The 13,603-nt window shown below is 64.6% G+C and carries 14 protein-coding genes; 11 read left to right on the forward strand and 3 right to left on the reverse strand.

Annotated features, from left to right (window positions below; genetic code table 11):
- The first annotated feature begins 67 nt into the window (after window positions 1-67).
- The 9 genes from deoD to AOBCEHNH_RS07960 all read left to right on the forward strand — a co-directional run bounded on the left by deoD (window position 68) and on the right by AOBCEHNH_RS07960 (window position 9,949).
- The gene (gene deoD, locus AOBCEHNH_RS07920) at window positions 68-787 is read left to right on the forward strand and encodes a purine-nucleoside phosphorylase (RefSeq protein ID WP_118272368.1); all 720 of its coding nucleotides are present in this window, start codon (window positions 68-70) and stop codon (window positions 785-787) included.
- Between the two features lie 197 nt (window positions 788-984).
- Window positions 985-2,049, forward strand: coding sequence for a BMP family lipoprotein (locus AOBCEHNH_RS07925; RefSeq protein WP_152063835.1), 1,065 nt, complete (start codon window positions 985-987; stop codon window positions 2,047-2,049).
- Window positions 2,050-2,235: 186 nt separating this feature from the next.
- On the forward strand, window positions 2,236-3,759 hold the full coding sequence (locus AOBCEHNH_RS07930; protein ID WP_152063836.1) for an ABC transporter ATP-binding protein: 1,524 nt from the start codon (window positions 2,236-2,238) through the stop codon (window positions 3,757-3,759).
- A 1-nt stretch (window position 3,760) separates the two neighbouring features.
- Window positions 3,761-4,978 carry an ABC transporter permease gene (locus tag AOBCEHNH_RS07935; protein WP_152063837.1) on the forward strand — a complete coding sequence of 406 codons (1,218 nt, stop codon included), beginning with the start codon at window positions 3,761-3,763 and terminating at the stop codon, window positions 4,976-4,978.
- Complete coding sequence (locus AOBCEHNH_RS07940; protein ID WP_152063838.1) at window positions 4,971-5,894, forward strand: ABC transporter permease; 924 nt, start codon at window positions 4,971-4,973, stop codon at window positions 5,892-5,894. Before AOBCEHNH_RS07935 ends, AOBCEHNH_RS07940 begins: the two co-directional genes overlap by 8 nt.
- A 203-nt stretch (window positions 5,895-6,097) precedes the next feature.
- Window positions 6,098-6,514, forward strand: coding sequence for a cytidine deaminase (cdd, locus tag AOBCEHNH_RS07945; RefSeq protein WP_152063839.1), 417 nt, complete (start codon window positions 6,098-6,100; stop codon window positions 6,512-6,514).
- A 62-nt stretch (window positions 6,515-6,576) separates the two neighbouring features.
- Window positions 6,577-7,908, forward strand: coding sequence for a thymidine phosphorylase (locus AOBCEHNH_RS07950; protein ID WP_152063840.1), 1,332 nt, complete (start codon window positions 6,577-6,579; stop codon window positions 7,906-7,908).
- An 82-nt stretch (window positions 7,909-7,990) separates the two neighbouring features.
- Window positions 7,991-8,662, forward strand: coding sequence for a deoxyribose-phosphate aldolase (gene deoC, locus AOBCEHNH_RS07955; protein ID WP_152063841.1), 672 nt, complete (start codon window positions 7,991-7,993; stop codon window positions 8,660-8,662).
- 75 nt (window positions 8,663-8,737) lie between these two features.
- Window positions 8,738-9,949, forward strand: coding sequence for a phosphopentomutase (locus tag AOBCEHNH_RS07960; protein WP_152063842.1), 1,212 nt, complete (start codon window positions 8,738-8,740; stop codon window positions 9,947-9,949).
- A gap of 343 nt (window positions 9,950-10,292) precedes the next feature.
- Here the strand turns inward: AOBCEHNH_RS07960 and AOBCEHNH_RS07965 are convergent, their stop codons facing one another.
- The 3 genes from AOBCEHNH_RS07965 to AOBCEHNH_RS07975 all read right to left on the reverse strand — a co-directional run bounded on the left by AOBCEHNH_RS07965 (window position 10,293) and on the right by AOBCEHNH_RS07975 (window position 12,653).
- A complete protein-coding gene (locus AOBCEHNH_RS07965) occupies window positions 10,293-10,634 on the reverse strand; it encodes an arsenate reductase family protein (protein ID WP_006723764.1) in 342 nt (113 codons plus the stop codon).
- Between the two features lie 33 nt (window positions 10,635-10,667).
- A complete protein-coding gene (locus AOBCEHNH_RS07970; protein ID WP_118272377.1) occupies window positions 10,668-11,612 on the reverse strand; it encodes a nucleoside hydrolase in 945 nt (314 codons plus the stop codon).
- Between the two features lie 105 nt (window positions 11,613-11,717).
- Window positions 11,718-12,653, reverse strand: coding sequence for an undecaprenyl-diphosphate phosphatase (locus AOBCEHNH_RS07975; RefSeq protein ID WP_152063843.1), 936 nt, complete (start codon window positions 12,651-12,653; stop codon window positions 11,718-11,720).
- A gap of 224 nt (window positions 12,654-12,877) precedes the next feature.
- Here AOBCEHNH_RS07975 and AOBCEHNH_RS07980 point away from each other — a divergent pair, with 224 nt between their 5' ends.
- Window positions 12,878-13,315, forward strand: a complete 438-nt coding sequence (locus AOBCEHNH_RS07980; RefSeq protein WP_006723768.1) for a universal stress protein — start codon at window positions 12,878-12,880, stop codon at window positions 13,313-13,315.
- A 139-nt stretch (window positions 13,316-13,454) separates the two neighbouring features.
- Window positions 13,455-13,603 (forward strand): IS630 transposase-related protein (locus tag AOBCEHNH_RS08210; RefSeq protein WP_152063844.1); only part of this gene is annotated, 149 nt, incomplete at its 3' end.

Genomic DNA, 13,603 nt, shown 5'->3' on the forward strand with positions numbered 1-13,603 from the left:
CAACCTCACGCGTAGGTGAGAAAGTGTACCCTGTTGTATCTACGACGCAAGGAGGCCTCGTCCCATTATGGAAAGCACCCCTACGCCCCACAACGGGGCTCATTACGGCGATATCGCCAAAACGGTCCTGATGCCCGGAGACCCGCTCCGCGCCAAATACATCGCGGACCATTACCTCGAGGATGTCCGCACCTTCAACGAGGTGCGCAACATGCTCGGCTTCACCGGCACGTACCAGGGCCAGCCCGTCTCGGTTATGGGCGGTGGCATGGGAATGCCCTCGATCGGCATCTACTCCCACGAACTCTACGAGTTCTACGGCGTGGAATCCATCATCCGCGTGGGTTCCGCCGGCGGCATCGACCCGTCCATCAAGGTCCGCGACGTCGTGGCCGGCATGGGCGCCTGCACCGACTCCAACTACGCCGCCCAGTACAACCTCCCCGGCTCCTACGCCCCCATCGCAAGCTATGAGCTGCTCGAGCGCGCCGTTGCCGCGGGCCGCGCGCAGGGTGTCGATGTCAAGGTCGGCAACATCCTGTCTTCCGACCATTTCTACCTCGACGACCCCTCCTCCACCGCCACCTGGCAGAAAATGGGCGTCCTCGCCGTCGAGATGGAGGCCGCCGCGCTCTACATGAACGCCGCCCGCCTGGGCAAGAAGGCCCTGTGCCTGCTCACCGTCTCCGACCTGCCCCTCACCGGAGAGTCCCTCCCGGCCGACGAGCGTCAGACGAGCTTCACCCAGATGATGGAGATCGCCCTCTCCCTCGCCCTGCCCGCATAAATCCCCTCGCCCGCCCGGTCTCGCGCATCGCGAAGGCCGGGCGGACGCCTTTCGGTCCGGAGCGCGCGGCGCATCGAGCGCCGTCGCCCCGCATCCCCCATGGTCTTTCGCCATGCCCTTGCTCAGGCACGGTAGAAGATACGGCGCAGCTATGCGCCCATTTTGCAAACGACAACAGTACGCAAGAAAGGAAGAACATGAAGAAGAATCGTCTCATGGGTCTCGCCCTTGCCGGCGTCCTCGCCCTTTCCGTCGCAGGCTGCGGCGGTGGCGACGAGGCCAAGCCCGCGGGCTCCGCTCCCGCCGACGCCTCTGCCGACTACAAGGTCCAGATGGTCACCGATATGGGTGGCGTGAACGACCAGTCCTTCAACCAGCTCGCCTGGGAGGGCCTGCAGCAGCTCAACAAGGACACCGGCATCGAGGTCGGCTACACCGAGTCCAAGCAGGAGTCCGACTACGCCACCAACCTGGACAAGGCCGTCGACGACGGCGCCCAGACCGTGTGGGGCATCGGCTTCGCCATGGCCGAGGCGATCCAGAACACCGCCAAGACCAACCCTGACGTGCACTTCGCCATCATCGACAGCGCCTACCCCGAGGCCGACCTGCTCGATAACCTCACTGGCGTGACCTTCAAGACGCAGGAACCCTCCTTCGTGGCCGGCTATATCGCCGCCATGACCACCCAGACCGGTAAGGTCGGCTTCATCGGCGGCATGAAGTCCGACGTCCTCGAGACCTTCGACTGGGGCTACCAGGCCGGCGTCGCCTACGCCAACGCCACCGAGGGCACCAACGTCGAGGTCGTCTCCCAGTACATCGAGACCTTCACCGACGCCGCCAAGGGCAAGGCCGCTGGTCAGAAGATGTACTCCGACGGCTGTGACATCGTGTTCGCCTGCGCCGGCAACGCCGGCAACGGCGTCATCGAGGCCGCCCAGGATGCCGACAAGATGGTCATCGGCGTCGACAAGGACCAGTACGATCTCGCCCCCGAGAACATGCTGACCTCCGTCATGAAGAACGTCGACAAGGCCGTCATCGAGGTCTCCACCATGGCTTCCAACGGTGAGAAGGTCGGCGGCAAGAACATCGAGCTCTCCGCCAAGGACGGCGCCGTGGCCGTTTCCACCCACCACGACCTCATGGAGCCCGGCGTGTACGACACCGCCGTCGAGCTGTTCGACAAGATCAAGAACGGCGAGATCGAGCCCCCCGCGACCGAGGATGCGTTCAACGACTACGTCGCTTCGCTCTAACGTTTAACGTTTTGCCAGGCCGGCGATGCGCCCTGCGGCGCCATCGCCGGCCCGCGTCGTTCACGGCTCGTGTGAGCAGACGAGCCGTCCCGCGCCGGGAGCGCCCGCAAGGACGCCCTCGGCGCGGGACGAAGAGGGGCCGAAGGGCCCCGAACCCGAAGGAGAAATGGAAGGAGCGAACGGCCTATGAAGCCAGATGCGCGCTACGCGGTGCAGATGAGCGGCATCGTAAAGACGTTCGGCACGTTCACTGCACTCGACCATGTGGACCTCACCGTGCAGAAGGGCACGATCCACGCGGTCCTGGGCGAGAACGGTGCCGGCAAGAGCACGCTCATGAACGTGCTCTACGGTCTATACCAAGCCGACGAGGGCCAGATCTGCCTCAACGGCGAGCCCGTCGTCATCAACACCCCCAACGACGCCATCGCCCATGGCATCGGCATGGTCCACCAGCACTTCATGCTCGTGGACAATTTCACCGTGACCCAAAACATCGTGCTCGGCAGCGAAGTGTGCGGTGCGGCGGGCATCCTCGACATGAAAAAGGCACGTGAGAAGGTCTGCCAGATCATCGAGCAGTACGGCCTCGAGGTCGACCCCGATGCCAAGATCGAGGACATCTCGGTCGGCATGCAGCAGCGCGTCGAGATCTTGAAGGCGCTCTACCGTGGTGCCGACATCCTGATCCTGGACGAGCCCACCGCGGTTCTCACGCCCCAGGAGATCGACCGCCTCATCCAGATCATGCACGACCTCACCAGCGCGGGTAAGACCATCATCGTCATCACCCACAAGCTCAAGGAGATCAAGGCGTCCTCCAACACCTGCACGATCATCCGCCGCGGCCAGTACGTCGACGAAGTCACCGTCGCGGACGTCACGGAGGAGGACCTCGCCGACATGATGGTCGGACACCACGTGAACCTCCAGGTCGAGAAGCAGCCCGCCACGCCCGGCAAGACCGTCTTTGAGATTCGCGACCTGCACGTGAACGACGAGCGCGGTATCGAAACCGTCAAGGGCCTCGACCTCGCGGTCCGCTCCGGCGAAATCGTCGGCATCGCAGGCATCGATGGCAACGGCCAAAAGGAGCTCGTCGAGGCCATCACCTGCCTGACCAAGGCCACCTCCGGAAAGATCCTCGTGAACGGCGAGGAGATCCAAAACACCACGCCGCGCAACGTCATCGACCACAAGGTCTCGACCATCCACGAAGACCGCCAGAAGCGCGGCCTGGTGCTGCCCTTCACCGTTGCCGAGAACGCCGTGCTCGAGAAGTACCGCACGCCCGAGTTCGGCAAGCACGGTATGCTCGACGGCGCCAAGATGCACGAATACACCGAGCAGCTCATCGCCGACTACGATGTCCGCCCCGCCGACTGCGCCGACAAAACCGCCGGCGGCCTGTCCGGCGGAAACCAGCAGAAGGTCATCATCGCCCGCGAGGTCTCCAACGATCCCGACGTGCTCATCGCCGTGCAGCCCACGCGCGGCCTGGACGTGGGCGCCATCGAATATGTTCACAAAGCGCTCGTCGCCGAGCGTGACCGCGGCACGGCCATCCTGCTCATCTCACTCGAGCTCGACGAGGTCATGAGCGTGTCCGACACCATCGACGTCATTTACGACGGCCGCATCACCGGTACATTCAAGCAGGGCGAGGTCGACGAGAACAAGATCGGCCTGCTCATGGCAGGAGGTGAATAGCATGGCATCCACTGCAACCGCAGGCGCGGCGCATACCGCCAAACCCCAGGAGAGCCTGCTCCAGCGCATCCTCAAGCGCCCCATCACCGCTACGCTCATCGCCATCGCGCTCGGATTCGCCGTGGCGGCGGTCCTGCTCGCGGTAGCCGGCTACGACCCCGTCGCGTCCTTCGCGGCGCTGTTCGAGGGCGTGTTCTCCAAGCCCAAGTACATCTCCAACACCATCATCAAGGCGTCCCCCATCATCCTCACCGGAATCTCGGTGGCGTTCGCCTTCAAGACGGGCATGTTCAACATCGGCGCCGAGGGCCAGTACGTGGCCGGTGCGGTGTGTGCCGTGCTCGTGGGCTCCACGCTCGACCTGCCCATGGTGCTGCAGGTGCCCGTCGTCATCCTCGCCGGCATCGCCGGCGGCGCGGCCATCGGCGCCATCACGGGCTTCCTCAAGGCGCGTTTCGGCATCCATGAGGTCATCACGGCCATCATGCTCAACTGGACGATGCTCTACCTCAACAACTTCGTCGTGAACTCCGAGATGTTCCATCGCCCGAGCTCCACCTCGTCGATCCCGGTGAATCCCTCCAGCTACACCATGATCCTGCCCGAGTGGAAGCTCTCCAACCAGGGCCTCGAGACGCTCAGGAACGTGCCGTGGCTCTACGACTTCCTCGTCAAGGCCGACGTCAATATCGCCTTCATCGTGGCCATCCTCGTCGCCATCGCGATCTGGTTCGTCCTCTACCGTTCCAAGCTCGGCTTTGAGCTGCGCGCCGTGGGCTTCAACCGCGACGCCGCCGAGTTCGCCGGCATGCCCGTCGAGCGCAACACCGTGCTCGCCATGGTCATCGCGGGCGGTATCTCGGGCCTGGCCGGCGCCCTCATGATCACCGGCATCCAACCGCACTGCATCTCGACGCTCGCCGCGTTCGAGAACTACGGCTTCAACGGCTTCTCCGTCGCGCTTATCGCCGGCTCCTCCCCCATCGGGTGCATCTTCGCGGGCCTGCTGTTCGGCGGCCTGCTCTACGGCGGCACCTCCGTGCAGATGGCCGTGGGCGCCCCCACCGACATCATCAACATCATGATCGGCACGATCGTGTTCTTCGTCGCGCTCGCCCGCGTGGTCACCCTCATCGCCGAGCGCCTTGAGAAGCGCTCTGCCGAGAGGGCCCAAATCGCAGCGGCCACTTCCGACGCGCAGGAGGCCAACCATGCTTAACAACGTCATGCTGCTCATCGGCATCACCCTCATGTATGCGACCCCGCTCGTCTTCGGCGCCCTGGGCGGCGTCATCTCCGAGCGCTCCGGCGTCGTCAACATCGGCATCGAGGGCATGATGACCGTCGGCGCCCTCGCCGGCGCCGCCGTCTCGTTCTACACCGGCAACCCCTGGATCGCGTTCCTGTGCGCAGGCGTCGCAGGCGGCGTCTTCGCGCTGCTGCACGCCGTCGCCGCGGTGACCTTCCGCGCCGACCAGAACGTCTCGGGCATCGCCCTCAACATGCTGGGACCGGGTCTCGCGCTCTTCCTCGCCCGCCTCATGTGGGACGGCGGCACGCAGAGCCCCTCCATCGAGACGCTGCCCAAGATCTTCGGGCGCGGCGCCTTCGCCGGCACCCCGTGGGCGAACCTCAACGTCGATGTCACCGTCGTATTCGGCATCATCGCCGCCGCCGTGGTGTGGTTCGTGCTCTACAAGACCAAGTGGGGCCTGCGCGTCCGCGCCGTGGGCGAGCACCCCGCTGCCGCCGACACCCTCGGCATCAACGTGAGCCGCACGCGCTTCATCTGCGTTGTGCTCTCCGGCGTCATGGCGGGATTCGGCGGCGCGTCCATCACACTGGCGATCATCTCCCAGTTCACGCAGACGGCCGTGGCAGGTCAGGGCTTCATCGCGCTGGCCGCGGTGATCTTTGGCAAGTGGACCCCGCACGGCGCGTTCGGCGCGTGCCTGCTGTTCGGCATGGCACAGGCCCTCGTGATCATCCTGGGCGGCGGCGTTGTGCCGATCCCCAGCGAGATCCTCGCCATCATGCCCTACATCCTTACCCTCGTGGTGCTCGTGCTGTTCGTGGGCCGCTCCGTGGCGCCCAAGGCGGACGGCGTGCCCTACGAGAAGGGATCGCGCGGGTAATCCGGTCCCAACGGGAGGCCCGTCCTTTATGTCCTGCGCTCAGGCGGTCGTTTTGCACTCAACAAACAGTCCACTGGACTGTTTGGCGTGCAGAACTCGCTCAGGATAAAAAGGACGGGCCTCCCTGCGTTGTCTTTAGCTTGCTCGGGCTAGATGTTTTTCTCTGGCACGTGCCGGCCCCCTGGGGGATGGAAAGGAGCATCATGAACGACCTTGAACTTGTGCGAGCTGCCATCGCGGCTCGGGAAAACTCGTATTCCCCGTATTCGAACTTCGCCGTCGGTGCGGCCCTGCTGTGCGCCGATGGGACCGTGTACGGCGGGTGCAATATCGAAAACGCGGCCTATTCGCCGGGCAATTGCGCCGAGCGCACGGCGTTTTTCCGCGCCATCTTCGACGGGCATCGGGACTTCACGGCCATCGCCGTGGTCGGAGGCCCCGCAGGCGAGCCCATTAGCGAGCTGTGCGCGCCATGCGGCGTATGCCGGCAGGTGATGCGCGAGTTCTGCGACCCGGCCACCTTCCGCATCCTCATGGGGACGAGCCCCGATGCATTCGTCGAGACCACCCTCGAAGAGCTTCTCCCCTACGGCTTTGGCCCGGAGAACCTCGGGCGCTAACCCCATCTCGCCAATGGCTCCGGCGGCACCCCTTTGCCGCCATATGGAAATGAGGCAACCCTATGCGCATGTACGACATCATTGAGAAGAAACGCGACGGCGGCGCGCTCAGCGACGCCGAGATCGGCTTCTTTGTGGATGGCTACACCTCCGGGCGCATCCCCGACTATCAGGCAAGCGCCCTGCTCATGGCCATCTACCTACGCGGCATGACGCCCGAGGAGACGCGCCTGCTCACCATGCACATGATGAACTCGGGCGATGTCATGGACCTCTCGAGCATCCCGGGCGCCACCGTGGACAAGCACTCCACTGGAGGCGTTGGGGATAAGACCTCGCTCGCCGTCGTGCCCATGCTTGCGGCCATGGACCCCGGGCACACATTCGTTGCCAAGATGACCGGGCGCGGTCTTGGCCACACGGGCGGCACCGTGGACAAGCTCGAGAGCATCCCTGGATTCGACACCGCCCTCACAGATGACGCATTCCTCTCCTGCGTGCGGGAGCACGGCGCCTCCATCATCGGCCAGACAGGCAACCTCGTCCCGGCCGACAAGCTCATCTATGCCCTGCGCGACGTCACCGCGACCGTGAGCTGCATACCGCTCATCGCTAGCTCGATCATGAGCAAGAAGCTCGCCGCGGGTTCGGGCTGCATCCTGCTCGACGTCAAGGTCGGGTCCGGCGCATTCATGAAGACCGTGCCCGAGGCCATCGAACTCGCGCAGGCCATGGTCGAGATCGGCGAGGGCATGGGACGCCGCGTGAAGGCGCTCATCACCAATATGGACCGCCCGCTGGGACGCAACATCGGCAATGCCCTCGAGGTCGCAGAAGTCATCGAGACCCTGCAGGGACAAGGACCCGCCGACCTCACGCATGAGGCGATCATGCTCGCGAGCGACCTGCTCGAGCTCACGGGGCGCTTTGACCACAACGAGGCCGAGGCGCGGGCGCGTCGCGTGATCGAGGACGGCTCGGCGCTCGCCAAGCTCAAGGAGATCGTCGTCGCCCAGGGCGGAGACGTGCGCGTTATAGACGACCCCTCCCTGCTCCCGCAGGCAAGCCTGCACGAGACGCTGTGCGCACCGCGCGCGGGCTTTGTTGCGCATATCGATACCGAGCGCGTGGGCGTGGCATCGGCCGAACTCGGAGGCGGGCGCCTGACCCTCGACGACGAGATCGACCACAGCTGCGGCATCGCGCTGCTCAAAAACTACGGCGACCCCGTGGAAGACGGGGAGCCCGTCGCCATCGTCCACGCCAACGATGCGGGGAAGCTCGCAACCGGCCTGGCCACACTCGCCGGCGCCTACACGTACGGACCGCAAGAGCCGCCCGCCGAGCCCCTGCTCTACGCGAGTGTGACGGCTGCGGGCGTTGCGTACGCGTAGCCGGACACTCCTCGGGGTATACGCCCCACATGCGCATCTGCAACCACCGCCCCACCCGGGGCTTCAAATGAAAGGAACCGCCATGTCCCTCACCAAATCCGAACTCGCCAAGTACATGGACCACACCCTGCTCAAGGCCGACGCCACCGCCGAGCAGATCGACCGCGTCGCCGCCGAGGCGCGCGAGCTGAACACCGCCTCCGTGTGCGTGAACGGCTATTGGGTCCCGCGCCTCGCCGCCGCGCTGGAGGGCACCGATGTCATGACCTGCGCCGTCATCGGCTTCCCGCTGGGCGCCATGTCCACCGCCGCCAAGGCCGCCGAGACCGCCGACGTGGTGGCCGCCGGTGCGCGCGAGGTCGACATGGTCATCAACATCGGCGAACTCAAGGCCGGCAACGACGACGTGGTGCGCGCCGACATCGCAGCCGTGGCCGAGGCCGCTCACGCCGGCGGCGCCCACCTCAAGGTCATCATCGAGTGCTGCCTGCTCACCGAGGAGGAGAAGATCCGCGCGAGCCGTCTCACCGTCGAGGGCGGCGCGGACTTTGTGAAGACCTCCACCGGCTTCTCCACCGGCGGCGCCACCGTCGAGGACGTGCGCCTCATGCGCGAGACCGTTGGACCCGACTTCGGCGTGAAGGCCGCGGGCGGCATCCGCACCCTCGCCGACGCCGAGGCCATGATCGAGGCCGGCGCCAACCGCCTGGGCGTCTCCGCGAGCATCGCCATCCTGAGTGAGCTCGACGCCTAAGCACCGCACCTGCACCGTCGCCCCGAGCACCGCAATCGCGCGCTCGGGGCTTTCATCGTTCTCAAAGGACCTTTCATGGCATCTCAGAAGTATCGCCGCATCCTGACCATCGTCATCGACTCGATCGGCGTTGGCGACGCACCCGACGCCGACAAGTACAAATCAAACGGCGCCGACACCCTCGGCCATATGGCCCAATGGTGGGTCGACAACCAGGGGCGCCCGCTCGCGCTCCCCAACATGGAGCGTCTCGGCCTGGGCCGCGTGCGCCCCGGTAAGCCGTTCGCCGGCGTAAGCGCAGACACCGAGCCCGCCGGCGGCTTCGGCCGCATGCGCATCATCAGCCTGGGCAACGACTCGCTCGACGGCCACTGGGAGATGATGTGCCTGCCCACGCGCTTTGAGGTGGATTACTTCCCGCAGGGCTTCCCCGACGAGTTGCTCGACAAGCTCCGTGCATTCAGCGGCCGCAACATCGTGTGCAACAAGCCCTACTCCGGCACCGAAGTGCTCAAGGACTACGGCGAGCACCAACTGGCCACGGGCGACCTGATCGTCTACACCTCTGGCGATTCGGTGCTGCAAATCGCCGCGCATGAGGATGTGATTCCGCTCGACGAGCTCTACCGCATCTGCGAATACGCACGCACCCTCATCAACGGCCCCGAGATCACCATGGGTCGCGTCATCGCACGCCCGTACGTGGGCACGCGCGCCGCAGATTTCACCCGCACCGCCAACCGCCACGACTACGGCCTGACCCCCACCGGCCCCACAGTCGTCGACTTCCTGCGCGACGCGGGCCTCGACACCATCGCCGTGGGCAAGACCTACGACCTGCTGTGCGGCAACGGTTTTTCCGAGAGCTATCACAACGAGAGCAACTCCGATGGCATGGACCATGTGGACGAGGTCATGGCGCGCGATTGGCACGGCCTGTGCTTCACCAACCTGGTGGATTTCGACGCCGTGTACGGGCACCGCCGCGACCCGCTCGGCGACGGCCTGGCGCTCGAGGACTTCGACCGGCGCCTCGGCGGTGTCATGGACGCTATGTGCGACGACGATCTGCTGATCATCACCGCCGACCACGGCAACGACCCCACCTACCGCGGCACCGACCATACGCGCGAGCTCGTACCGCTGCTCGCCTGGAGCCCTTCCATGCGCGGCGGCGTCGACCTGGAGCTTCGCCCGACCGCCTCGGATATCGGTGCCACGATCTTGGACAACTTCGGCATCCCCGGCAACGGCGAGGGCACGAGCTTCCTCAGCGAGCTCCAGTAGCACGCCAAGCACCCACCATCAGATCAACCTGGCGCCATCAGCACCGCCGCTTACCGCATGCACCACCCATTCGGTAGGCGGCGTTTTTATTCGCCTGGAAAGCGCCGGCCGCTTCTGTGATTGCCATATTCTCAAGATGTGTGACCGATGAGCGCATGCGGGCCGCTGCCGCGCGAGACTGCAGCGCGAAATGACCACGAATCACCCCGGCCATGCGTCGCACGGGCGCTCTTTTTTTCTTTTTCCCATCCTCATTAGGCAAAAAGGCGCCCCTAGCAAGGGGCGCCGGTCACACTTCTTTTGAATTTGGCAAAATCGCTCTCGCGCAGATGCGGCAGCGGGCCTACTCCCAGCCCTTCCAGGTATCGGGGCAGTAACCCACGGTCGCCTTGGCGCCGTTGCGCACGATGGGCTCGCGCAGGACCTGCTGGTTCTCGAGCAGCTTGTCGAACTTCTGGCTCTCGGCGAGATAGGTGATGAGCGCCACGGTGTCCTGATCCTTCGCGTCCGGGTCGATCACGGCGTCGATGCCGCCCACGGCGCGCATCACGCTCTGTAACTCGCCCTTGCTCATCTCCTTCTCTTTGAGATCGATGAACTGGAACTTGATGCGACGCTCCTTGAAATAGCGCTGGGCCTTCTTGGTGTCGAAGCTCTTTTTAGTACCGAAGATCTGGATGTTCATATCGGCTCCGTGGGGTCGAAGGATCGATGGGTCTCAGTACAGGGCCGGAGCGGCCGACATCGCCAGCTCGTCGACGAGCGCGTAGAAGCGCTTGGGGTCGGCGTGCGTCACGAGCGTCACCTCGCGACCCTCGTCGCAACGATACGTACGTCCCGCGGCCGCACCGTCCACGCGGACATCGCAACGGACGCGCTCAACCTCGGCGATCTCGGGGTGCAGGCAGTAGACGGTGGTGAGCACATCCCACAGGTAGTACACGTTGTTCGCCGCCACATTCAGGACCAGCGCATATCCCTGGCCGATCAGGTCGATGGCCGGGTAACGGCGCAGCTCGGCCCAGTGCTGGCAGAGGTCGCGCGTGAGCGGCAGCTCCTCGGTGCTCTCCAGACCCACCATGTGGATCTCGAGCGACGAGTCCCACACGCGCTTGACCGCCTCGGGGTCCCAAAAGGCGTTCCACTCGGCGGTGCCGTCAAAACACGGGTCCACCACGTTGCCATGGCCGTCAAGCGAGCCGCCCATCCAAAAGAGCGTCTCGATCTTCTCCTCGATGGCGGGCTCGGCGTCCAGCGCGCGGGCGAGGTCGGTCAGGGGGCCGGTGAACAGCAGGGTCGTCTTGCCCTCCTCGGCCATGACCTTATCCACCAGGTCGAGATGGGCCGGACGCGCGGCGATCGGCGTGCGAGGCGCGCCGTGCTCGTTCAGCATGGGCAGCGCATCGAAGGTGAAGGCGGAGCCCCTCCACTCCGAGGGGAATTGATGATGCGGGCGAGAGTCCGACGCCGCAACCTCGAGAGCCGCCTGCTTGCCCCCAAAGAGATCGATGATCTTGCGAGACGCCTCGAGGGCCGCCTCGATCTGGCAATCGCCGTCCACAACCGAGACACCCGTCACGCGGGCCTCGGGCATCTGCAGCAACAGCAGCAGGCTCACCAGGTCGTCTACGCCGCCGTCATGGTTGAAATACACATTCGTCATGCGAAACCTTTCAAAAGAAAATGGCACGCACCCAGTATGCCAGAGTACGTGCCATGTACATGCAAAGGATTCGCACGGTGCGCATCGCACCGTGCAGCAAGTCACTTACACCAGCATGAAGTACGCGAGGACCGCGACGCCGAGCACGATGCGGTAGATGCCGAACGCCGTGAAGTCGTGGCGGCGTACGAAGCCCATGAGCCACTTGATCGCGACGAGCGAGACGATGAACGCGACAACGCAACCGACCGCGAGGATGGCAACGCCGCTCGAGTCGAACACGCCGCCCTTGAGGAAGAACTTCACAAGCTTGAGGAAGCTCGCGCCGAACATGACGGGAATCGCCAGGAAGAAGGTGAACTTGGCCGCCACGGAGCGCGTGGTGCCCAGCAACAAGCCGCCGATGATGGTGGATCCGGAACGCGAGGTACCGGGGATGAGAGAGAGCACCTGGAAGCAGCCGATGCCGAAGGCGGTCTTATAAGAGAGATCGTCGAGCGTGGTGATGGAGCCGAAGTCGCCACCCTCGGTGGGCTCGACAGCGGAGGCGGGAGCAGCGAAATGCGAGCCCATGGGCCTACCGCCCGGCGTCACACCCTCGGCAGCCACGCGCGCGGCGAGCTTATTGGCGCGCCAACGCTCGATCACAATGAAGGCGATGCCGTAGACGATGAGCGCAGCGGCAACAACCCAGGCGTTGTAGAGGTGCTCCTCCATGAAGTCGTCGAGCGGGATACCGATAATCGCCGCGGGCAGGCAGCCCACGATTATCTTGCCCCACAGATTCCAGGTGGAACGGCACTCCTGTCGCGTCTTGCCAAAGCCGAACGGCAGCAGGTCACGTATGAACAGCACGCATACGGCGAGAATGGCGCCGAGCTGGATGACGACGAGAAACATGTTCCAGAATTCCTCGGCGACGTTCAGCTTGATGAACTCGTCCACCAAGATCATGTGGCCCGTCGACGAGATGGGCAGCCACTCCGTGATGCCCTCGACCAGGCCAAGGAAGGCGGATTTGAGCAGCTCGATAATATCCACGTGTCCTCCTCAGGGGCGCGACGGTGCGCGCCGAGCATGTCGATACAAAAAGCGCCGCCCTGCGGCGCGCTATCCCATTATCGCCCGACACGATGCGCTGCACCGAAAATGCGCGCCGTTTGCGATATATCGAACGCAAATGTAAGCCGAATGGGTATAACTGTGGCATGGTAAAGCACCATGAGACGGGCGCGTGAAGGCCCGCATAGACCAAGGAGGTCACCATGCACGAGGGTTATTCCAAGGTATTCGTCGCCCTTGACGGCACCGAGCAGCAGGACTTCGTCCTCGCCCGCGCGATCAAAGTCGCCGCGAACAACGGCGCCGCGCTCATCATCGGCCATGTCATCGACTCCACGGCGCTTGAGTCCGCCGGATCCTACCCCGCCGACCTGGTCCAGGGGCTTCAGGACGCCTTCACCAATTCCATCGCCGCCCAGGTCGAGCAGGCCAAGGCCAACCCCGCCATCCCCTCCGTCGACGTTGTGATTCGCGCCGGTCGCATCCGCGAGACCCTGAAGGACGAGATGCTCGACGTCATCGAGCCCGACCTGGTCCTCTGCGGTGCCCGCGGCCTGTCCTCCATCAAGTACGCGCTGCTCGGCTCCATCTCGACGTTCCTGCTGCGCAACACCGACTGCGACATCCTGGTCGTCAAGTAGCGCCAAGCGGAACACGCCGCGCACCCACATACCCCCAACTTAGAAGGCCGCCCCTTTCGGACGGCCTTCTTCATGTCCCACTTGGGGACAGGGGGGGTGCGCCCCTGAACCTGGAGAAATAGTTCTCTAGGAGGAAGAGATGGCGTATCCGCAAGAGCTTATCAACGAGGTGCTCGATTATCTGGATTCGGGCCATTCCGTCCGCGAGGCCGAGCGACGCTTCGGCGTCGGCCACGAGAGCGCTGCCAGATGGAGGCGCCTCCGCGACGGCAACCTCAGGGCCAACAG

Origin of the sequence: Collinsella intestinalis, assembly GCF_902501455.1 — a bacterium.
GTDB classification, from domain to species: domain Bacteria; phylum Actinomycetota; class Coriobacteriia; order Coriobacteriales; family Coriobacteriaceae; genus Collinsella; species Collinsella intestinalis.

Excerpts from the sequence above, each read along its gene's own strand:
- AOBCEHNH_RS07980 (WP_006723768.1), top strand. The coding sequence starts at position 12,878 with ATGCACGAGGGTTATTCCAAGGTATTCGTCGCCCTTGACGGCACCGAG.
- deoD (WP_118272368.1), top strand. The coding sequence starts at position 68 with ATGGAAAGCACCCCTACGCCCCACAACGGGGCTCATTACGGCGATATC.
- AOBCEHNH_RS07930 (WP_152063836.1), top strand. The coding sequence starts at position 2,236 with ATGAAGCCAGATGCGCGCTACGCGGTGCAGATGAGCGGCATCGTAAAG.
- AOBCEHNH_RS07970 (WP_118272377.1), bottom strand. The coding sequence starts at position 11,612 with ATGACGAATGTGTATTTCAACCATGACGGCGGCGTAGACGACCTGGTG.
- AOBCEHNH_RS07950 (WP_152063840.1), top strand. The coding sequence starts at position 6,577 with ATGCGCATGTACGACATCATTGAGAAGAAACGCGACGGCGGCGCGCTC.
- AOBCEHNH_RS07940 (WP_152063838.1), top strand. The coding sequence starts at position 4,971 with ATGCTTAACAACGTCATGCTGCTCATCGGCATCACCCTCATGTATGCG.
- cdd (WP_152063839.1), top strand. The coding sequence starts at position 6,098 with ATGAACGACCTTGAACTTGTGCGAGCTGCCATCGCGGCTCGGGAAAAC.
- deoC (WP_152063841.1), top strand. The coding sequence starts at position 7,991 with ATGTCCCTCACCAAATCCGAACTCGCCAAGTACATGGACCACACCCTG.
- AOBCEHNH_RS07960 (WP_152063842.1), top strand. The coding sequence starts at position 8,738 with ATGGCATCTCAGAAGTATCGCCGCATCCTGACCATCGTCATCGACTCG.
- AOBCEHNH_RS07925 (WP_152063835.1), top strand. The coding sequence starts at position 985 with ATGAAGAAGAATCGTCTCATGGGTCTCGCCCTTGCCGGCGTCCTCGCC.
- AOBCEHNH_RS07935 (WP_152063837.1), top strand. The coding sequence starts at position 3,761 with ATGGCATCCACTGCAACCGCAGGCGCGGCGCATACCGCCAAACCCCAG.
- AOBCEHNH_RS07965 (WP_006723764.1), bottom strand. The coding sequence starts at position 10,634 with ATGAACATCCAGATCTTCGGTACTAAAAAGAGCTTCGACACCAAGAAG.